At 68.9% G+C, this 20746-nt stretch carries 21 protein-coding genes; 15 read left to right on the forward strand and 6 right to left on the reverse strand.

Translation table 11 applies throughout. From position 1 onward, the window contains the following. Window positions 1-65: 65 nt before the first annotated feature. Entirely contained in the window at window positions 66-779 is a 714-nt protein-coding gene (locus ACWDUM_RS28015) for an SDR family oxidoreductase (protein ID WP_450116051.1), read from the reverse strand. 212 nt (window positions 780-991) lie between these two features. Here ACWDUM_RS28015 and ACWDUM_RS28020 point away from each other — a divergent pair, with 212 nt between their 5' ends. The 12 genes from ACWDUM_RS28020 (at window position 992) to ACWDUM_RS28075 (ending at window position 14072) form a co-directional block, all read left to right on the forward strand. Next, window positions 992-1768 (forward strand): SDR family NAD(P)-dependent oxidoreductase, encoded by a 777-nt coding sequence (locus tag ACWDUM_RS28020; protein ID WP_450116052.1) that lies wholly within the window; start codon window positions 992-994, stop codon window positions 1766-1768. Window positions 1769-1903: 135 nt separating this feature from the next. Then, window positions 1904-2695 carry a FadR/GntR family transcriptional regulator gene (locus ACWDUM_RS28025; protein ID WP_450116053.1) on the forward strand — a complete coding sequence of 264 codons (792 nt, stop codon included), beginning with the start codon at window positions 1904-1906 and terminating at the stop codon, window positions 2693-2695. Between the two features lie 119 nt (window positions 2696-2814). After that, entirely contained in the window at window positions 2815-3591 is a 777-nt protein-coding gene (locus tag ACWDUM_RS28030) for an SDR family NAD(P)-dependent oxidoreductase (protein WP_450136505.1), read from the forward strand. 50 nt (window positions 3592-3641) lie between these two features. Beyond that, window positions 3642-4859: a CaiB/BaiF CoA transferase family protein gene (locus tag ACWDUM_RS28035; RefSeq protein ID WP_450136506.1), complete on the forward strand. Its 1218-nt coding sequence runs from the start codon at window positions 3642-3644 to the stop codon at window positions 4857-4859. Window positions 4860-5058: 199 nt separating this feature from the next. Further along, entirely contained in the window at window positions 5059-6234 is a 1176-nt protein-coding gene (locus ACWDUM_RS28040; RefSeq protein WP_450136507.1) for an amidohydrolase family protein, read from the forward strand. Window positions 6235-6282: 48 nt separating this feature from the next. Further along, a complete protein-coding gene (locus ACWDUM_RS28045) occupies window positions 6283-7527 on the forward strand; it encodes an acyl-CoA dehydrogenase family protein (protein WP_450136508.1) in 1245 nt (414 codons plus the stop codon). Window positions 7528-7563: 36 nt separating this feature from the next. Beyond that, window positions 7564-8625: an ABC transporter substrate-binding protein gene (locus ACWDUM_RS28050; RefSeq protein WP_450136509.1), complete on the forward strand. Its 1062-nt coding sequence runs from the start codon at window positions 7564-7566 to the stop codon at window positions 8623-8625. Between the two features lie 53 nt (window positions 8626-8678). After that, complete coding sequence (locus ACWDUM_RS28055; RefSeq protein ID WP_450116059.1) at window positions 8679-8975, forward strand: hypothetical protein; 297 nt, start codon at window positions 8679-8681, stop codon at window positions 8973-8975. Between the two features lie 185 nt (window positions 8976-9160). Next, window positions 9161-10168 (forward strand): acyl-CoA dehydrogenase family protein, encoded by a 1008-nt coding sequence (locus ACWDUM_RS28060; RefSeq protein ID WP_450136510.1) that lies wholly within the window; start codon window positions 9161-9163, stop codon window positions 10166-10168. 34 nt (window positions 10169-10202) lie between these two features. After that, entirely contained in the window at window positions 10203-11369 is a 1167-nt protein-coding gene (locus ACWDUM_RS28065; protein WP_450136511.1) for an ABC transporter ATP-binding protein, read from the forward strand. Window positions 11370-11374: 5 nt separating this feature from the next. Then, window positions 11375-13114: an ABC transporter permease gene (locus ACWDUM_RS28070; protein ID WP_450136512.1), complete on the forward strand. Its 1740-nt coding sequence runs from the start codon at window positions 11375-11377 to the stop codon at window positions 13112-13114. 55 nt (window positions 13115-13169) lie between these two features. Next, window positions 13170-14072, forward strand: coding sequence for a TIGR03619 family F420-dependent LLM class oxidoreductase (locus tag ACWDUM_RS28075; protein ID WP_450136513.1), 903 nt, complete (start codon window positions 13170-13172; stop codon window positions 14070-14072). A 70-nt stretch (window positions 14073-14142) separates the two neighbouring features. Here ACWDUM_RS28075 and ACWDUM_RS28080 read toward each other — a convergent pair whose 3' ends face one another. Then, a complete protein-coding gene (locus ACWDUM_RS28080; RefSeq protein WP_450136514.1) occupies window positions 14143-15204 on the reverse strand; it encodes an enoyl-CoA hydratase/isomerase family protein in 1062 nt (353 codons plus the stop codon). Between the two features lie 118 nt (window positions 15205-15322). Here ACWDUM_RS28080 and ACWDUM_RS28085 point away from each other — a divergent pair, with 118 nt between their 5' ends. The 3 genes from ACWDUM_RS28085 to ACWDUM_RS28095 are packed head-to-tail and all read left to right on the forward strand — an operon-like array spanning window position 15323 to window position 18777. Beyond that, complete coding sequence (locus ACWDUM_RS28085) at window positions 15323-16516, forward strand: CoA transferase (RefSeq protein ID WP_450136520.1); 1194 nt, start codon at window positions 15323-15325, stop codon at window positions 16514-16516. Next, a complete protein-coding gene (locus ACWDUM_RS28090; RefSeq protein ID WP_450136515.1) occupies window positions 16513-17910 on the forward strand; it encodes an amidohydrolase family protein in 1398 nt (465 codons plus the stop codon). Before ACWDUM_RS28085 ends, ACWDUM_RS28090 begins: the two co-directional genes overlap by 4 nt. A gap of 54 nt (window positions 17911-17964) precedes the next feature. Beyond that, window positions 17965-18777, forward strand: coding sequence for a FadR/GntR family transcriptional regulator (locus tag ACWDUM_RS28095; protein ID WP_450116066.1), 813 nt, complete (start codon window positions 17965-17967; stop codon window positions 18775-18777). A 144-nt stretch (window positions 18778-18921) separates the two neighbouring features. Here ACWDUM_RS28095 and ACWDUM_RS28100 read toward each other — a convergent pair whose 3' ends face one another. From ACWDUM_RS28100 to ACWDUM_RS28115, 4 genes are all read right to left on the reverse strand, one after another. Then, window positions 18922-19218 carry a putative quinol monooxygenase gene (locus ACWDUM_RS28100; protein WP_450116067.1) on the reverse strand — a complete coding sequence of 99 codons (297 nt, stop codon included), beginning with the start codon at window positions 19216-19218 and terminating at the stop codon, window positions 18922-18924. A gap of 43 nt (window positions 19219-19261) precedes the next feature. Beyond that, window positions 19262-19906, reverse strand: a complete 645-nt coding sequence (locus ACWDUM_RS28105) for an FMN-dependent NADH-azoreductase (protein WP_450136516.1) — start codon at window positions 19904-19906, stop codon at window positions 19262-19264. Between the two features lie 79 nt (window positions 19907-19985). Then, window positions 19986-20546 carry a DUF1707 SHOCT-like domain-containing protein gene (locus tag ACWDUM_RS28110; protein WP_450136517.1) on the reverse strand — a complete coding sequence of 187 codons (561 nt, stop codon included), beginning with the start codon at window positions 20544-20546 and terminating at the stop codon, window positions 19986-19988. An 83-nt stretch (window positions 20547-20629) separates the two neighbouring features. Next, on the reverse strand, window positions 20630-20746 hold a 117-nt coding region (locus ACWDUM_RS28115), incomplete at its 5' end, for an acetyl-CoA carboxylase biotin carboxyl carrier protein subunit (RefSeq protein WP_450136521.1).

Raw genomic sequence — 20746 nt, forward strand, 5'->3', positions numbered from 1 at the left:
CTGGTCCCGCCGCACACCCCTGTTTTCGGGCCACCGCCCGGGAACTCACACTTTCGCGACCGTTGTCAGCACGCTCCGGCGGTGTTGGCCACAGGAATCGATGCACCCGTCACCGCGCGGGAGGCGTCGGAGAGCAGGAATCCGATTACTTCGGCGATGTCCGACGGCCGCGCCCAGCTCGTCCGATCGGCCTCCGGCATCGCCTCCCGGTTGGCCGGGGTGTCGATCATCGTGGGGAGCAGCCCGTTTACGCGGATGTTGTCGCCGGAATACTCGACCGCAAGCGCCTCGACGAGAGCAGCGACGGCCGCCTTGGAGGCGATGTACGTCGCGGCGCCGGGGAACGGGCGGACCGCGGCCGCCGAGCCGATGCACACGACGGAGCCGCCGCCGCTGCGAATCAGGTGCGGCAGCGCGGCCTGGACCACCCCGTAGGCGATGCGCAGGTTGATCGACAACTGGGCGTCGAGCACCTCGATCGGGGTCTCGTGCACCCGCTGCCCCGAGACGAAACCTCCGACGAGGTTGACGATGCCGAACAGGGGGCGTTCCTCGTCCTTTGTGGCGAGGTCGACGACGGCGTCGACGCCTTCCTGGGTGGACAGGTCGGCGCGGATCAGCTCGAGGTCGGGATGTTCTGGGACCCGGTCGAGTTCGCCTTCCACGCACCACGGGACGACGAGGTGCCAGCCACGGTCGAGCAGGTGTTCCGTGACGGCGGAGCCGAGGCCACCGGTCCCTCCGGTGACGATGGCGGTGTAGGGCAGCGAGGTGGTCATGCGGTCCTCTCGGAGCGGTAGCCGAATCGACGGAAAGAAAACATTGCAATATTTCGTGTAGTTGGTAGGTTCTACGGTACAGGTCGATGTGGCGCATGTCACGAGAGCATCCGAATGAGAGTGACACCACCGACTTGGTTCGCGACCACAAGAGACCACAGTGCGCAGCCGCCCCGCTGGGGCCGGCGCCACGCGGAGAAATCGGAGACACCATGTCGGATCAGAACCTCGACACGACACCGCTCGCCGGCAAGGTCGCTTTGATCACCGGAGGAAGCCGAGGCCTCGGCCGCCAGATGGCAGTGGCCTTCGCCCACGCCGGGGCAGACGTTGCGATCGTCAGCCGCAAGCTCGATGCCTGCGAGGCCACCGCCAAGGAAATCGAAGCAGCCACCGGGCGTCGCGCAGTCGGCTTCGCGTGCCACATGGGTGAGTGGAACGCCCAGGAGGAACTCGCCGACCTCGTCCAGGCCGAGTTCGGACGGATCGACATCCTCGTCAACAATGCCGGCATCGCACCCGTGTACCCGAGCCTCCCCGAGGTGACCGAGGCCTTGTACGACAAGGTCTTCGACGTCAATGCCAAGGGCGCTTTCCGACTCATGTCGGTGATCGCGCCGCGAATGGCCGCGGCTGGCGGAGGCTCGATCATCAACGTCAGCTCCATCGCCACCAAACGGCCCATGGCAAGCGAACTTCCGTACGCCGCCGCCAAGTCGGCGCTCGAGATCATGACGATGGGTTTCGCCCAGGAGTACGGACCGTCGGTGCGGGTCAACGCCATCCTCCCCGGTGCATTCGACACCGACATCGCCGCGTCCTGGGACCCGGAGGTAGTCGCCGGCGAAATGGCTCACCTACCCGCGCGACGCGTGGGACGCCCCGAGGAGATCGTCGGCACCGCGCTCTACCTGGCGGGTCCGGCGTCCAGCTACACGACCGGGGTGCTCCTCCCCGTGGACGGGGGGCGAACCGCGATGGGTCGCTGACGAACGACACCGATCAGACCGGGGTGAGTTCGGCGAATACGCCACGCCTCACCCACTAGACTTGGGGATTCGCATAACGTGTCCCCGGACCCGGATGCGTGGTGACCTGTGCAACGAGTGAGAACGAGGGACGAGATGGTTAAGCCGGGGGGCGACCCGATCAGGAACCTGGCGGTTCGGCGAGCGATCGCGGCCACCCGGGGGGAGAAGGTGTCCCGCACGGTCGCCCGACTCGTGGCGAAGACCATCGCCGACGATCGACTGGAGCCCGGCGCTGCACTGCCCTCGGAGCAGGAGATGGCCAACAACTTCGGGGTCGGTCGCGCATCCGTGCGCGAAGGGCTCCGACTTCTCGAGGCACAGGGCCTCGTCACCGTCCGCCAGGGACTCGGGGGCGGACCCAGCGTGGCCGAGCCGACCGGCGCCGCCTTCGGTGACACCATGTCGATGTACCTCCAGGTCAACGACATCCGACTCGCCGAGGTCGTCGAGGCCGTCATCCAGATGGAGGGTCTGACCGCGGCGCTCGCGGCCGAACGGGTGGCGAGCGGCGAGATCACCGACCCGGAGGTACTCGAGCCTCTCGATGCTCACGACCACGACGTCGAATCACACCGCGAGTTCATCGAGACCACCGTCGGCTTCCATGACCACCTGCGGCAGATGGCCGGAAACTACATCCTTGCCCTCGTCGGTTCCGCACTGGCGCACCTCTTTTCGGATCGCGCGATCGGTGCCCACCCGAGTGAGTGGAGCGACCAGGAGCGCACGGTGTTCGCGGACGCACACGCCGAAATCGGCGACGCGATCCGCGCGGGCGACGCAGACAAGGCGCGCGAGCTCGCGGTGGCGCACATGCGCGAGTCGGTCGCGATGACGCTCGGCGACCATCCTTCCATCCTGCAGGACCGCGTCGACTGGAAGTGAGTGACGACTGCGGTCCCGGCCAACGGACCGCAGTCCCACACCGCAGTGACTCCGGCCCGAAACCTCGCCGACGCCTGCCCTCCAAAATATACGAATATTAATATCCTTTGGAGTCGACCATGACCATCAGTTCCACCCCTCACCCCCTCCTCGGACAAAACATCCTCGTCACGGGCGCGAGCGAAGGCATCGGCCACGGCATCGCCGCACGACTCGTCGAGGCCGGCGCCAACGTCGCCCTCGCCGCCCGCCGCGCCGAGGTCCTCGCAGACGCAGCCGAGCTCCTTCGCACGAAAGCAGATGCGGGACAGCGCATCCTGACGGTGGCATCGGACGTGAGCAATCCCGACTCGGTCCACGAGCTGTTCGCACATGTCGCCGAGGAGTTCCCGATCCTCAACGGCCTCGTCGCCAATGCGGGAAGCGGATCCGTCGCCTCGTTCCTGGATCTGACGCTCGATGACTGGCGGCGCACGATCGACCTGAATCTCACCGGGACGTTCCTGTGCGTCCAGGCCGCCGCTCGCCGGATGGTGACCACACCGGACGCCAATCGCTCGATCGTGGTCACCTCCTCCATCCGCGCCCTCGGAGCGCGCGTCGGCGTCGCGCCGTACGCGGCATCCAAGGCGGGAGTCAACCAACTCGTCCGCGCTGCGGCCTACGAACTGGCGGCGACCGGGGTCCGCGTGAATGCACTCTCGCCCGGCATCACCGCGACACCGCTTTCCCAGGAACGCAATTCACTGTTCGACGAACGCGCCGCCACCGTCCCGATGGGCCGCGCCGGTACACCCGCCGACATGGCCGAAGCCGCACTGTTCCTCCTTTCCCCCGGATCCGCCTTCGTGACCGGAACCAACATGGTCGTCGACGGCGGTGAATCGCTCTACTGAGCGACGACCGACCACTCTCCACTCCACCCTCATTCACACGGAGGCTTCCAATGACCAAGGTAATGAACGGAATCAAGGTGGTGGAGGTCGCGCTGTACGCGTTCGTCCCCTCCGCCGCCGCAATCCTGTCCGACTGGGGCGCCCAGGTGATCAAGGTCGAGCACGCGTCTTTCGGCGACCCGATGCGAACCACAGCGGCCTGGGGCGTACCCGGACAGGTCGACGGCATGTCCGGGTTGTGGGAGGTCTCGAACCGCGGCAAGCGCGGCGTCGCAATCGATCTCGCGCACCCCGACGGCCGGGAACTGCTCATGAAGATGATCGACGAGGCCGACGTCTTCATGACGAACTTTCTTCCCGACGCCCGTCAGAAGCTCGGCATCGACGTCGAGCACGTCACCGCTCGCAACCCCCGCATCGTCTACGCCCGCGGGACCGCCCAGGGCCCCGAGGGTCCGGAGCGCGAGAAGGGCGGATTCGACGGCATCACATACTGGGCACGCTCCGGCGCCGCCGGCTCGATCGCGCCCGACGACCTCGACTGGCCCGCGAACATGCCCGGCCCCGGATTCGGCGACGTCCAGAGCGGCATGGCCCTGGCCGGTGGCGTCGCCGCGGGCCTCCTGCACCGCGAACGCACCGGCGAGGGCACCGTCGTCGACGCATCACTGTTCTCGGTCGGCGCGTGGGCGATGCAGCCGACGATCGTGGGCGCACAGCTGATCGTAGAGGCCGAGCTGCCGTACCCGAATCGCGACATCCCGGTCAACCCCGTGTCGAACATCTACCGCACGAGCGACAACCGGTACATCCACCTGGCCTTGCTCCAGAGCGACAAGTACTGGCCGGGCCTCTGCGAGGCGATCGGACGCGCAGACCTCGTCGACGATCCGCGGTTCTCGACATTCGACTCCCGCGCCGAGAACTCGCGCGAGTGCGCGGCCGAACTGACCTCGACCTTCCAGGCCCGTCCACTGAGCGAATGGGTGGACATCCTCGGCAAACAGGAGGGCCAGTGGGACGTCTTCCGGAGGCCGGGCGACGTGGTGACCGATCCGCAGGCCGTCGAGAACGGCTACGTCTGCCCGGTCGAGTATCCGAACGGCCGCTCCTTGAACCTCGTGACCGCGCCGGTCCAGTTCGACAGTGCGACCCCGATTCTCACCCCCGCACCCGGTCACGGCGAGCACACCGAGGAGGTACTGCTCGAACAGGGCCTGAGCTGGGACGAGATCTTCGCGCTCAAGGTCTCGGGCGCGGTCAAGTGAGCAACTGACCCGCTCCCGCCCGCAAACCCCGGCGACCCCACGTTCACCGGATCACACCCCCCTTGGTAGTGACGGAAATCTCAACAGGCCTTCCAATGTGAGCTAAATCCCTCTAATATTCGAATATTAGAGCTTTCGCCCGCGAGGCCCCGCTCCAGGCGCATCCGTCCAACCACCGACCCTCACTTCAGGAGGAAACGTGTACGACCTTCGCGACATCAAGATCATCGACACCGACACCCACGTCGTCGAACCCCCGGACCTGTGGACCTCCCGGATCTCGACCAAGAAGTGGGGCGACCTCGTCCCCCACGTCCGCTGGGACGACCAGCGTGGCGACGAGGCCTGGTTCGTGTCGGGAACCCGCATGAGCGCGGTCGGCTCCCCGGCCATGGCCGGCTGGCACGAATACCCGCCGAACTGCCCGCCCCGGTTCGCCGACGCCGACCCGCGGTCCTGGGATCCTGCCAAGCGCCTGACCCTCATGGACGAGTACGGCATCCACGCACAAGTCCTGTACCCGAACGTCGCCGTGTTCAGCTCGAAGACACTGCAGTCCAACGGCGACAACGAACTCCAGATCGAGTGCATCAAGGCGTACAACGACTACCTCACCGAGTGGGCCGACTTCGCGCCCGGCCGCTACATCCCCGTCGGCATCCTCCCGTTCTGGGACATGGAGGCCACCCTTTCCGAGGTCGAACGCGTCGCCGCCGCCGGACACAAGGGCCTCGTCTTCACACAGAACCCTGCCGCCTTCGGCCTCCCCATGCTCACCGACCCCTACTGGGACCGGCTGTGGGCGTCCGCGCAGGAGAAGAAGCTGCCGATCAACTTCCACATCGCTTCCGGTGAAGTCGATCTCAGTGGATTCGGGCACGAGAGCAACGGGGTCGCGGCGAACTACGGCATGATGGGCATCTCGTTCTTCATGGACAATGCCCGCACCCTGTCGCAACTCATCTTCGGTGGCATCTGCGACCGCTTCCCCGACCTCAAATTCGTGTCCGTCGAGTCCGGGATCGGCTGGATGCCGTTCGCCCTCGAGGGCATGGACTGGCAGTGGCGCAACAGCGGCGTACACAAGGAGCACCCGAACTACGAACTGCTGCCCAGCGAGTACTTCAAGCGGCAGATCTACGGATGCTTCTGGTTCGAGCAGGCGTCCGCGCTGAGTGCCATCGATCAGATCGGCGCCGACAACGTGCTGTACGAGACGGACTACCCGCACCCGACGTCGATGTCGCCCGGCCCCGCCTCCGACGCACAGCGCCCCGACGACTACCTGCGCAAGAACTTCGGCCACCTGAGCGAAGCAGATGCGCGAAAGATTCTGCACGACAACGCCGCCAAGCTATACAACCTGGACGACTGAGGCTCCGCGCCCGCCGCACCTTCGCCACCACCAGCCCCCGGAGGAACGATGTCCCTTCCCGCCTTCGAAGCCGAGGCACGCGAGTGGATTCCCGCCACGGCCGCTCGCCTCGGCCTCGACCGGGTCGACGACCCCCACGATGTCGCGGTCTTCCACGACATGGACTTCGAGGAGGAGCAGCGACTCCTCGACCAGCACCGAACGTGGCAGCGCGCCAAGTTCGATGCCGGCTACGCGGCACTCGACTGGCCGGTGGAGGTCGGCGGCGCCGGACTCGACTCGGCGTACACCGAGACGTTCGTCCGCCTCGAGAACGAACTCTGCCCGCTGCGCCCACACGAGTTGTTCGCGGTCACCATGCATCTCGTGGCTCCCACCATCAACCTGCTGGGCACCCCGGAACAGAAGGACGAGTTCCTTCCGCACATGCTGCACGGCGAGCTCCTCGCCTGCCAGCTCTTCTCCGAGCCGGATGCGGGTTCCGACCTCGCCAACGTCGCGACCCGCGCCCTCCGCGACGGCGACGACTGGGTGATCACCGGGCAGAAGGTGTGGACGTCCGGTGCCCAGTTCGCCCGTTGGGGTGAGCTGATCGCCCGCACCGACCCCGACCAGCCGAAGCACGCCGGCCTCACCGCGTTCATGGTTCCGCTCGACGCTCCCGGGGTCACGGTGCGGCCGATCCGTCAGATGTCGGGCGGCACCAGTTTCAACGAGGTGTTCCTCGACGGGGTTCGCATCCCCGACCGTCTCCGCCTCGGCGAGGTCGGCAAGGGGTGGGGTGTCGCGCTGACGACCCTCGCCTTCGAACGCGAGGGTGGCTCGGACAGCAGCAGCATCGGCGGACAGTTCACCCAACTGGTCTCCACTGCACAGGATCTCGGGCGAGATCACGATCCGCGGGTGCGCGAGCTGATGGCGCAGGTGTACCTGCGACAGATGCTCGCCCGAGTCGACACCCTCCTCGATCGGCAGTCCCGCGACGGGGGCGCGGCGCCGAGTGCGATGGGTTCGATCCGCAAGGTCCAGTGGGTGGACAAGCTCACCGCCGTGTCCGCCGCGGCACGAGCGATCCTCGGCCGCGACCTGATCGCCGACACCGGTGCCCCCGGAACGTTCTCGTGGAACGCCCACGTGCTCGGAGCACCCGGCTACAGCATCGCGGGCGGCACCGACCAGATCCAACGCAACATCATCGCCGAGCGGGTCCTCGGCCTGCCGCCCGAGCATCGCTCGGATCGCGGCCTCACCTGGCGCGAGGCCCGTGCCGCACAAGCCGATGCCCAGCGGTGACCCAATCCCCCAATCGATTTCAGAAAGGCCCGCACAATGAGAGTCACGACTTTCCGGCGCGTTCTCGCCGGCCTCGGCGTCGCCGCAGTCACGTTCGCGACCGCCGCATGCGGTTCCGGCGAAACAGTGGAGGTCTCGGCCGGCGATCTCGGTCCCAGTGGGGACACTTCCTGGCAGGAGGTGATCGACAAGGCCAAGGAGGAGGGTTCGGTCACCTACTACTCGGGGCAGGCCACCGACAACCTCCAGACCGCCGCCACCGCCTTCGAATCCGCGTACGGCATCAAGGTCGACATCGTGCGAGACAACGACGCGAACCTGCAGACCAAGCTGGCCGCGGAGGAGACGACGGGCAATCAGGTGGCCGACGTCGTCGCGTCCGCTGCACGGCCATGGGTGGACGAACGCCTCACCCAGAACTACTTCGTGCCGGTGACGGGTCCGGCGTTCTCCGCTCCCGAGTTCGATGCCGCCAAGTTCGTCCAGGACGACACGATCTTCACCTCGTCCGCGGCGGTCCTCACCTACGCGTGGAACACCGACCGGGTCCCCGCCGGCCTGTCCGGGTACAAGGACCTGCTCACTCCCGACCTCGCGGGCGGGAAGATCGGCGTGATCCTGCCCATCTCGGCCGCGATCGTCGACTTCTACGGCTACCTGAACGAGACCGTGTCCCCGGACTACGTAGAGAAGCTCGCCGCGCAGCGGCCCCGCACCTACACGGGCGCACAGGCCATCGCCCAGGCACTGACCTCCGGCGAAATCGCCGCCGCCGCATACACACTTCCGCTGACGGCCGAGAAGGAGAAGGGGGCGCCCGTCGACTTCGGTCTGGCATCGCCGGTGTTCGGCGCCCCGTTCCTGACGGGCGTCGTGGCGAAGGCGCCGCACCCCAACGCCGCTCAACTGTTCGCCAACTTCCTCGTCACGAAGGCCGGCCAGAACGCCGTCGCCAACCGCGCCGGAGCGGTGCTGCCGGACATTCCGACCGCAACCACGTCGGCCGACAACATCTGGACGAGCAGCCGTGCCGTCTCCGCGGACGACACCGTCGCCTTCCGCAGCGAGTTCGAGCGCAGGTTCGGCGCGAGCCAGTAGAAGACCACAAACAACTCCGGCCCATTGCGGACCGGATTCGGAAAGGACAACCCATGAATGTCGGCGAACGCTTGAAGAGCTCGGTGTCCGATGTCGAGGTGATCGTCGTCAAGGTCGGGGATGCCGTGAACGGCCCCCTGCACTGCGCGGGCGTACCGATGGGTTCCGGCGGTGCCACTGGCGCGGCGGAAGCGCAGGCGTCCACAGACGGTGCACCCCTCGTCCTCGGCAAGCGGTACTCGGGCGCCGGCGTCGAGGTGCTGTGCGTGACCGCCGGCCCGGGCCCGCTCACCGTCGACGGCGTCGACCTCGAGCTGGCAGCGCCCCGCCCGCTCCCCGCCTCGGACTGACGCCCGGCCGCCTCGACGATCGCAGAAAGGCCTGCACCATGATTCTCGGCACGACAACCACCGAACGCGCAGACACCGAAATGCTCGTGTCCACGGTCCAGTCGGCTGTCCACCGTCTCGACCCCGCCGACGGACGATCGGAGCGAATCGATCGGGACGGACCGTTTGATCACGCCCTGTGGTCGTTGCTCGCTCGCGAAGTCGGCATCGGTGCCCTGTCGGTGCCCGAGGACCGGGGCGGTCTCGGTGCGTCCTTCCAGGACGTGTCCGCGGTGCTCACCGTCCTCGGTGCCGAGCTGTCACGCGTGCCGTACCTTTCCGCGGTCGTCTCGACGACCGCCCTGATCGACGCGCCTGCCTCCGCCACTGTCGACGACTACCTGGCACGCATTGCCTCAGGTGAACTGATCGCGGCCACCGTGGTCCCGGTTTCCTGCGACGACAATGCATTCCGGGTAACGAATGCCACCGAAGGGGCCACACTCACGGGATCGGCGTCCTTCGTCGTGGACGCGGACATCGCCGACGTCGTGCTCGTGTTCGCACAGGCCGAGGACGGCACCACCGGGCTGTACGCCGTGGCCGCCGAGGCGCTGTCCCGGACGCGGATGACCGCAACCGACGGCACCCGCGTGCTGTCGACGGTCACCGCGAACGGCGCATCCGCCGCGCTGCTGGATCCCCACCCGTCGGTTCGTCGTCTCCAGGACCGCGCCCTCGTCGCGCTGGCCTGCGACAGCCTCGGGGTCGCTCGACGCGCCCTCGACGACGCGGTCGCCTACGCGGGCAGCCGCGTCCAGTTCGGACGGGCGATCGGTGGCTTTCAGGCCGTCAAACACCGGTTGGCCGAAGCCGCCGTCGCAATCGAGCTCGCCACGTCAGCTGTCGCTCACGCCGTGTGGGCGGTCGAGGAAGGCACCGATCACGAGCTCGCGGAAGCCGCCGCGATCTCCGCGATCGCGTGCGGGGACGCCGCGTCCCGAACCACCGCTGACACCGTCCAGATTCACGGCGGCATCGGATTCACCTGGGAGCACACCGCTCACCGCTACTACCGTCGCGCCCTGACGAACGCGGTGCTGTGGGGCAGCGGCGACGAACACGCGCAACGCCTCTACGAACTGGCCACCGGTGCGCACACGTGCGCGCACGCGGACGCCGTGCCCATCCCTGCGTCCGCCCTCTCGTCGTAGCACCCGACCCAGCCCGGTCAGAAAGCGAGTTCCCGTGTCCCACGTATCCGTTCGTCAGCTCCTCAAGAACTTCGACGGCAAACCGCCCACCGTCGCCGTGGACCACCTCGACCTCGAGATCGAGGACGGAGAGTTCCTCGTCCTGCTCGGCCCCAGCGGCTGTGGCAAGACGACGACCCTCCGGTGCCTCGCCGGTCTGGAACAGCCCGTCGGCGGCACCATCTCCCTGGGCGACCAGGTGGTGTTCGACGCCGACCGAGGTCTGAACCTGACTCCGGACAAGCGGTTCATCGGCATGGTGTTCCAGTCGTACGCGCTGTGGCCGCACATGAGCGTCCGCAAGAACATCGCCTACCCCCTCAAGTCCCGCAAGATGACCGACGAACTGCGTGGTGGACGCGTCGAGGAGACCGCAGCCCTCGTCGACTGCGAGCGCCTCCTCGACCGACTGCCCGCCGAACTGTCGGGTGGACAGCAGCAACGCGTGGCCCTCGCCCGCGGCCTCGTCGCACGCCCCGATCTGGTGCTGTTCGACGAACCGCTGAGCAACCTCGACGCGCGACTGCGCGACCAGGTGCGCGCCGAACTGCACGACCTGCACCAGCGCAATCCGTTCACCGCGGTCTTCGTTACGCACGACCAGAGCGAAGCGCTCGCGCTCGGCACCCGCATGGCCATCATGAACGCCGGCCAGATCGTCCAGATCGGAACTCCCCGTGAGGTGTTCGAGGAGCCGGTCGACGAGTACGTCGCCGGGTTCACCGGCATGTCGAACCGGCTGTCGTGCGAGTACGTCGATGGGCACTGGTACGCCCTCGGCACCGAGCTCATCGGCGCCGAGCCGCGGGCGGCCGCGGGCACCCGAGACTTCGTCCTGCGACTGCGTCCCGAGAAGGTGCGGCTGATCGGCGACGCGAGCGACCTGCGCGCCGGCGAGGCCGGCATCGCCGTGAACGTCGACGACGTGGAATTCGGCGGTCTGCACCTGGATGTGATGCTCTCCTCCACGGCACGGGACTCGCGACGGCGCGAACTGCACGCCCGGATCTCGACGTACGACCGGTCCCGCGCGCCGCGGACCGTCGAACGCGGCGACCGGATGATCCTCGCGTTCGACGCCACCGACGGACGGATGTTCGGCAGCGACGGACGCATGCTCTCCACCGAGCAGTCCGCGGTCCTCACGGCGCTGGTGGGGTGACGAGAATGGCTACCCTGACCCTCCCCACCCCGTCGACTCCCACCCCGTCGGCTCCGACCACCGGGACGCCGTCGCTGATGGAGAACGAGAAGGTGCGCTCCGGAGCCCGACGGCTCGGCGTCATCGCCTTCGCGGCGTTACTCGCCTACCTCGTCATCCTGCCGATCGTGCGCCTGCAGGCGACCGCGTTCGAAGACGGCAGCGCCGGCTTCAGCCGTGCGTTCGGACTCGATCGCATCGGCGAGATCCTGAAGTACACGGTCGGACTCGCGATCGGATCGGTCGTCATCGCGATGGTGCTCGGCACGGCGCTGGCGTGGGCCGCGAGTCGGCTCCCGCGGCGCCTCGAATTCCTGCGCATCCTGCCGATCCTCCCGATCGTCATCCCCTCCGTCGCCGCGATCGCAGGCTGGGCGTTCCTGCTCTCCCCGCGGCCCGGGTATCTCAACGCCGCCCTCCGGAACCTGCCCTGGTGGTCACACCTGGAGGAGGGCCCGGTCGACGTCTACTCGATCGAGTGGATCGTCATAATCACCGGCTTCTCGCTGAGCTCGTTCGTGTACATGTTCGTCAGCTCCGGGTTCTCCAACATCAACTCCGAGATGCTCGAGGCCGCACAGGTTTCCGGAATGCCGGAGTGGAAGGTGTTCTTCAAGGTCACCCTTCCGCTGCTGCGCCCGACCCTCATCTACGGCGGTGGCGTCGCGCTGCTTCTCGGCCTCGGCCAGTTCACCGGGCCCCTGCTTCTCGGCACCAACAGCGGTGTCAGCGTTCTGACGACGGAGATGTACTTCCAGATCAGCGACAGCCCTGCCCAGTTCGCCACCGCGGCAGCTCTCGGTTCGCCACTGTTGCTCGCGGGCATCGCAGTCGTGTTCGCGCAGAAGGCGATGCTCGGCAACCAGAAGCGCTTCGTCACCCACGGCGGCAAGGCATTCCGCTCCCAGGGGCGCCCGTCCCGTATCGGCGTCGGCCTCATCGTGCTCTTTTCGCTGCTGTCGACGGTCCTGCCGATCCTGGCGCTGGCCTTCGTCTCGCTCTCCCGGTACTGGCGTGGCAGCATCGACCTCTCCACCCTGACGGTCGACAATTTCCGCACCGTGTTCAGCACGACCGCGGTGCCGTCCGCGATCACCAACAGCCTGGTCTTCTCACTCGGCTCGATGGCGATCGCGTTGCCGCTCGGCTTCATCGCCGCCAGCCTCATCGTCCGAGGCGTCCGCCCTGCCCTGCGCGTCCTCGTCGACGTGCTGGTCTCGATGCCGCTCGGCGTTCCTGCGGTCATCTTCGGCGCCGCGTTCCTGCTCACCTACACCGAGGGACCGATCGTGCTGTATGGCACGCCGTGGGTCGTCATCCTCGTGTACGTGACGCTGATGCTGCCGTTCGCCACCCGCATGCAGCTCTCGACGATGCTCGCACTCGGCGACAGCTACATCGAGGCGTCCCGGGTCAGCGGGGCAGGCTTCCTGCGCACCAACATCCGCATCCTGCTACCGCTGATGCGAGGAAGCCTCGGCGGCACCGCGGCCCTGATCTTCGTGCTCCTGACGCACGAGTTCACCGCATCGCTCCTCGTCCGGGCGTCCAAAACACAGGTCATGGGCACCGTCCTGTTCGACGCCTGGTCCAACGGCAGCTATCCCCTCGTTGCCGCCGTCGCGCTCATCATGACGGGCGTCACCGCGGTCGGCGTCGCCGCCGCGATGCTCGTGGGCGGCGCGGATTCGCTGAGCAAGATGTGATCGGGACACGACGCCCGACCATCCGACAATGTGCCGAACGGAAAGGAAGTGGCCCGTGGGGTCGATCGGACTGAGTGCGTACGGCATGACCGTCGCCGAACTCGTCGAACTCGCCGTGTGCGCCGACGAACTGGGCTTCGACGCGCTGTGGCTGGGTGAGCACGTGATCCGACCTGCCGGCTACGGCAGCGAACATCCCACGACGGGAACCGTGCAACACCACACGACCATCGTCGACACCGACACCGAACTGATCGATCCGTGGGTCGCCCACGCGGCGATCGCCGCGGTCACCTCCCGCATCAAACTCGGGACCGCCGTCTACGTGACCGCGCTGCGGCACCCCCTGCACACCGCACGGACCACGATCTCCGTGCAGGAACTCAGCGGTGGCAGGGTGCTGTTCGGGGTCGGATCCGGCTGGCTCGAGGAGGAATTCGCCGCACTGGGGGTGCCCTTCCGCACCCGGTTCTCCCGCACCGAGGAATGCCTCGACATCCTCCTGAAGTCGTGGTCCGGCACCGAGTTCGACCACAGCGGGAAGCACTTCACCTTCGACCGGATCCAGGTGCATCCACGGCCCACGCCGGTCCCTGTGGTGCTCGGCGGCAACACCGCACCCGCGTTGGCCCGCGCCGCACGGCTCGGCGACGCGTGGTTCGCGTCAGGTACCCCAACCCCGGACGAGGCGGTGGAACTGGTAACGGAACTGCGGCGGCTGCGCCGGGAGTCCGGCAACCCCGAAGAGTTTCCCTGCTATGTCCGGGTCTCGACCACCGACCCCGCGGTCCTCTCCGACTACCGGAACAACGGTATCGAAGACCTGGTGTTGTGGGCCGACGCACTCTGGACCGGTGACACCCCGGGCGAGCGCCGACGCAACCTCACCGCGGCGGCGGAGCGTCTGGGGCTGTGCGCCCAACGCCGGTCGTTGTCGGCAACGGCAGAACGAAACTGACAATCCAGCGCCGCCCCGGATCCGACCGTTTGCGGATCCGGGGCGTTCGTCTGTCGCGTCGACGACCTCGTCAGGCGATCTCGTCGACCAGGCCCCACGCGAGGGCGGTGTCCGTGTCCAGCGGGACGTTCGTGACGCACATCCAGTAGGCGCGCCAGCGGCCGATGCGGCGGGGCACGCTGACGCAGCCACCGGCGCCCGGAACCAGGCCCATCGACACCTCAGGCAGCCGGAACACCGTCCCCGGCGCCGCGACAACCCGAGATGCGAACGCGGGCACCTCGATGCCGGCGCCGACGCAGCTGCCGTGCACCCGCACCTCCATCCGGTCCGCCAACGCCGCCATCAGGCGTCCCGCCCCGGCCCGGGTGCGGATCAGGTGCGCCGTCGCGAGGTCGGGGGTGGTGCCGAACTCGTCGAGGTCGCCGCCTGCGGAGAACACCGGCCCGGCGCCGTCGAGCAGCACCGAGGTGATGCTGTCGTCGGCGAGGGCGAGCCGCAACCCTTCCACCAGGCCGTCGCGCACCTGCGCCCCGTAGGCGTTACGCCGCTCCGGCCGGTTCAGGGTGATGTGCAGGCGGTCGCCGTTCCGATCCAGCAGCACCGGCTCCTGCGGCGCCGGCGGCGGCAACGGCCGCGGCCCGCGCACCGCCAGCCACCGCCGGAACCCGGGGGTGCCGAGCAGCGTGGAGTAGGCCAGTGACTCGACGTCGATGGCCTCGGGTACTGGCAACGACTCGGACACCCGCAGCACCTGCCCGAGCACGACCGCCGCGTGCACCTGCTCGGCGACGGCGGCGAGCACGGTCTCAACGGCGGCGGCCGGGTCCGGGACGCCGACGAGGGTCCGATCGGTGGCGACGGACTCCGGGACCAGGGAGGTGTCGAGGGCGGCGGCCAGCTCGAGGTGCGCGGCCGTCAGCGGCTGCGCCCGGGTGCGCAGCCCGACGAGAACCCGGGTGCCGCCGCGGGCCCGCGCCGCCGCTCGCGCGGCCAGGTCGGCGTCGATGTCGGCGTCGAGATCGACCACCAGCAGCGGCCGATCGACGGCCGCTCCCTCGGCGAGCAGCGGCTGGTCCGCGACTCCGGCGGCGAGGTCGGTCGCGGTGATGGCTTGCTGCGGTGTTCCCATTGTTCCAGCTTGCCAGCTAACAATTTTCGAATAGGCGTGCGGGTACCATCACGAGGTGTCCGACTTCTCCACCTCGACCCAGGATCGGGTACATGACTGGGCGGAGAGCGGCATCCCGATGCTCACCGGGCGCCCCGACGGACCACCGATCGTGCCGCCCGGAGCGGCGGCGAGCAACGCCCGCGCGCTGGCCGGGCACATCACGTCCGCCGCTGCGCTGGCCGGCCGGACGGTGGACCTGGACGGGGCGCCACTGCTGTCGGAGCGGGCCGCGTTCACCGGCTTCACTCGCCGCGGCGACATCACCCTCGGCGGCAGCGGCCGGTTGCTGCGCACCGCCGACGGCTGGACGGCGGTCTCCTGTGCCCGTCCGGACGACCCGATCCTGCTTGGCGCGCTGATCAGCACCGACATCGACGTCGACGACCCGTGGCCGGCGGTGACCGCGTGGGTGGCCGGGCACACCGGCGACGAGCTCGCCGAGCGCGCCGAACTGCTCGGGGTTGCCGCCGCGCCGATCCGCCCACCCTCCGTACCGGCTCCGCTCCCGGCGCCGGGGGCGCCCCGGTCGGTCGAGGGGCTGCTGGTGGTGGACTTCGGGTCCCTGTGGGCCGCCCCGCTGTGCGCGCACCTGCTTGGCCTGGCCGGTGCGCGGGTGGTCAAGGTCGAGACGCCGCAACGACCGGACGGGGCGCGGCGCGGCAATCCCGATTTCTACGCGCTGCTGCACGGCGGGCACGAGGCGGTGTGCCTCGACCCGGCCGACCCCGACGACCGTCGCGCGCTCGCCGCCCTCGTCGATGCCGCCGACATCGTGATCGAGGCGTCCCGGCCGCGGGCACTCGCCGGCTTCGGCCTCGACGCCGCCGCGACCGCGGGCCGCGGTGCAACGTGGCTCTCGATCACCGCCGCCGGACGGTCCAGTGGCCGAATCGGTTTCGGCGACGATGTAGCCGCGGCGGCAGGTCTGGTGGCGTGGGACGAGCGTGGACCGATGTTCGTCGGCGACGCGATCGCCGACCCGCTGACCGGCCTGACCGCGGCGGCGCTCGCGTGTTCCGCGGACGCGCCCGGCCGGCTGATCGAGGTGTCCATGACGGACGTGGTCGCCGCCACCCTCACCGGCGACTCCCTGGCACCCGTCCCGCGAATTCACCAGGGCCGTTGGGTGATCGATACAGGCGACGAGATCGTCGAGATCGCAGAACCTCGGATCCGGACGCCGCACGGGGAGGTTCCCGGCGTCGGCCGCGACACCCTGCCAGTGCTGCGGTCACTCGACATACCCGTCACCGGAATCGAGGCGCGATGACGGGGCCGGTGATCGTCACCGACGCCGAGGTGAACGGCATCGCGGGTGTCGACGTCCGGATCGAAGCCGGGCGGATATCTGCCGTCGGCGCCGGCCTGCCGCGAGCAGGCGCGGAGAGGATCGACGCTGCGGGCGGTGCGCTGATCCCCGGCCTGACGGACCACCACCTGCACCTGCACGCGATGGCCGCGGACGCGGCGTCGGTGCGCTGCGGGCCGCCCGCCGTGCGCACCCCCGACCAGCTGCGGGCGGCGCTCGCCGCCGCCCCCGCCGACGATCACGGCTGGGTGCGCGGTGTCGGCTATTTCGACTCCGTGGCAGGCGATCTCGATGCCGGTTCGCTGGACCGGCTGCACGCGGACCGGCCGGTGCGGATCCAGCACCGCAGCGGCGCGATGTGGGTCCTGAACTCGGCGGCGGTCGCGGCGACCGACCTCGCCTCCGCCGACCATCCCGGCGTCGAACGCGATTCCACCGGAACACCGACGGGGCGGGTGTGGCGCGCCGACGACTGGCTGCGCACGCGGCTGCCGGTGTCCGGGCCACCGTCACTCGCGGCGATCGGGGCCGAGCTCACCCGGTTCGGCATCACGTCCGTCACCGACGCCACCCCGGACATGCGGCCGAGTTCGCAGCGGGCGATCGCCGACGCGATGGTCTCGGGCAAGCTACCCCAGCAGGTACACCTGCTGGGTGCCGCATTGTCGGAGCGCGAATTCAACTCGCCGACAGACCGACTGACAGTGGGACCGTACAAAATAGTGCTCGCCGACTCCGGCCTGCCCGACCTCGACACGCTCGCCGGCACCATCACCACGGCCCATGCGGCCGGGCGCCCGGTCGCCGTGCACTGCGTCAGCCGGGAGGCCCTGTTGATCCTGCTGGTCGTGCTCGCCGAGGTCGGCACGATCCCCGGCGACCGCATCGAGCACGGCGCCCTGGTTCCCCGTGAAACCCTCCGCCGAATCCACGATCTCGGACTGCGAGTCGTCACCCAACCCGGGTTTCTCGCCGACCGAGGCGACGACTACCTCCGCCACGTGGAGCCGGCCGACCAGCCGGACCTGTACCGCTGCCGGTCCCTGCTCGCCGCCGGGATCCCGCTTGCCCTGTCCAGCGACGCTCCGTACGGTCCACTCGATCCGTGGCGGGTGATCGCGGCCGCGGTGGACCGCCTCGCCCCGACCGGCGAGGTCGTCGGCGCGGACGAACGACTCACCGCCACACAGGCACTGAACGGATATCTCGCTCCGGCAGACGATCCAGGAGGCCCGCCGCGACTGGTCGCGGTCGGCGTCGCGGCCGACCTGGTGCTGCTGCACGGTCCCCTCGCCGAGGCGTTGCGCACCCCGGCCGCGGACGCCGTGCGCCGCACGCTGCACTCGCAGCGGTGACGGTCCCGCCAGATGGTTTACTTGGTGTACGACGTCGACTGCGGGAGGTGAGAGGTGGCCGACAAGAGGCTCGCACCCGTCTTCCACTCGCAGAGCACACCCACCTACCCGATCCGGACCCCGAAGACCGCCGAGCTGGTCGCGAACACACTGCGCCGCATGATCATCGACGGCACCCTCCACGACGGAGATCACCTCCCCCACGAGGCCGACCTGATGGACCGGTTCGCCGTCAGCCGACCCACGCTGCGTGAGGCCATCCGGCTTCTCGAGTCCGCCGGACTGGTGGAGGTGCGGCGAGGATCGCGAGCCGGCGCGCGGGTGCGAGTCCCCGGGCCGGAGGTCGTCGCGCGGTCGGCCTCGTTGTTGCTCGAACTGTCCGGCACGACCGTCACCGATATGTTCCTGGCCCGCGAGGCGATCGAACCGGACGCGGCCCGCGTCCTCGCCATCGAGGGCACCGAGGCCGATTTCGACGAACTCGCCCGGATGGTCGACGAGGACATTCCCGCCGCATACGCCACGGCGACCCTCGCCGCCGGACTCTCCGCATTCCACCTGCGGGTCGTCCAACTCTCCGGCAACGCGCCGCTCGCGATCATCGCCGGGATGCTGTACGAGTTCACCGAGCGCGACACCGTCGCCGCGGTGCTCGAGACGGAGGACGACCGGCAACAGTACGCGGCCAACTACAAGTTGGCGGTCCGCTCCTGCCGGCGTCTGATCCGGCTGCTGCGGGCCCGCGACGCCGACGCGGCCTTCTCACACTGGCGCAAGCACGTCGTCAACGCCCGCCCCTTCCTGATCGACGGTCGCGATGACGAAGCGGTGCACGACCTCATGGACCGGCCGGCTCGGCCGCAGTGACGGCCCGCCGGTCCTGACCGTCACGAGGACCGGTGAGAGCGCCCGCACGTTCGCCGTCCGGACGACGGATCCCGGTGGGTACCGCGATGACGGACCATCGCGGTACCCCGGAACCATCGATGCGCCGCGATCCGCGGCGCGATCTCAGATGCTCGCGTCGACGGTGCCCGAGGTCAGCGACGGCGCGCCGGCAAGCAGCGGTCCGAGGTCGGTGATCGCGCCCTCTCCTGCCCGGAACTTGCGGTACGCGGCATCGTGCTCGGCGGACTCCCAGGTTTCGATGAAACGCCAGGTGTTCGGGTCCTTCGCGTCGATCACCGCGTCCACGCCCTGGCAGCCGGGGAACGCCCGCGTCTCCTTGAGCACGCGGGTCATCACCTCACGTGCGGTGTCCAGGGCGTCGGGCTTGAAGGTCAACTCCAGGACTGCGATCAGTGCCATGTTTCACTCCTCGGTCTCTGTGCCGCGAAACCTGTTGTCGCGGTTAACGGCCGAGGGTACCGGCCAGCGTCCGGATCGTGTGCCGCGCGGTGGCCAGACTTTCGTCGGCCTGCGTGGAGAGCGGAGCCAGCGCCGGGATCCGCCCGGCCAGGGTCAGCTCCGCGGTCACCACCGACACCTCCATCCCCATCGACGTGCCCAGCACCTGCTGCAGCGGCGGCACGGTGAAGTCGGTCCCGGCGCCCGCGGAACCCGGCGCATAGGTGTTGCCCCGGCTGGAGATCACCACGACCGGCGTACCCGCGAGGGGACGGTCCGGGGTGTCGTACGGCACCGTCGTGCCCAGGACGTGCAGATGGTCGAGCCAGGCCTTGAGGGTCGAGGGCAGCGACCAGTTGTACATCGGCGCTCCGATCACGACTACGTCCGCCGCCACCACCTCCGCGATCAGCGCGGCCTGCCGAGCCTCGGCGTCGGGATCCGGGCTCGCCCCCGCGCGGCGCAGGCGCGCCGCGTAGTGCAGTTCGGAGTCGGGTAGGTGCGGCACCGGGTCGCGGTGCAGGTCCCGCACGGTCACCGTGAACTCGGGCCCGCGGGCGCGCCAGGTGTCGGCAAACAGGCGGGTCAGATCGCGGGAGACGGAATTGTCGAGGTCCGCCGACGAGTCGACGTGCAGCAGTTGAGGCATCGGCCAGGTCCTTTCGGGCACCGACGGTGCCCGTGCGCGGTTACGGGTCGAGGGACACCGTAACCACGGGGACCCCCGGTCACCGGGGAGGACCGTTGTCGATGGACTGTACGACCGCGAAGATCAGGAATCCGGCCGCGGCGAGCACGACGACCGGCTGCCGGAGCATCAGCGCCGGAGCCAACAGGACGAGGGCGTACGGAATCAGGGTGAGGTTGCGTCGCGGCGAGGTCGCGGGCCCGACCGGGCCGGGACCGGCGGCCGTGAGGAACTGGGGAACGCTCACGCCCCTGCGCCGGGTTCCGACGAACACCAGTCCGGCACCGACGGCCAGCACCAGTGCGACAGGGACGAACCACGCGGCCAAGTCGGCCGCGGCGAACCCGAAGAAGAGGAAAACGAGGATCAGCAGCGGGACGAGCACCCAGAGGAACCGTCGTCGTCCCGGCTGCGGTGCCACGGCGGGCAGATCGGTGAACAGGACCGCGAGGTCGCGGTTGGTCCGTGCCGACTCCACCCGCGCGCAGCGGTCACCGAACTCCGCGAGGGTCAACCGGCCCTCTCCGAGGTGCCGGGTCAGGAGTTCGACCGCCTGCTCGCGCTCGAGTGTCCCGATGCGGATTTCCGGGAGCTCGGCCATGAGTCAAGAGTAGGCGGCTTCGACGCCTGTGCGCCCTTCTGGTGGCTCGGGCCACCCGAAGGGCGCACAGAACGCGGAGCGTCTTACTTCAGTTCGGCGAGGACCGTGCCCTGCGTGATCGCGGCACCCGGCTCGACGGCCAGACCGGTGACGGTACCGGCCTTGTGCGCGGTCACCGGGTTCTCCATCTTCATCGCCTC

Source organism: Rhodococcus sp. NPDC003322 (genome assembly GCF_053589555.1).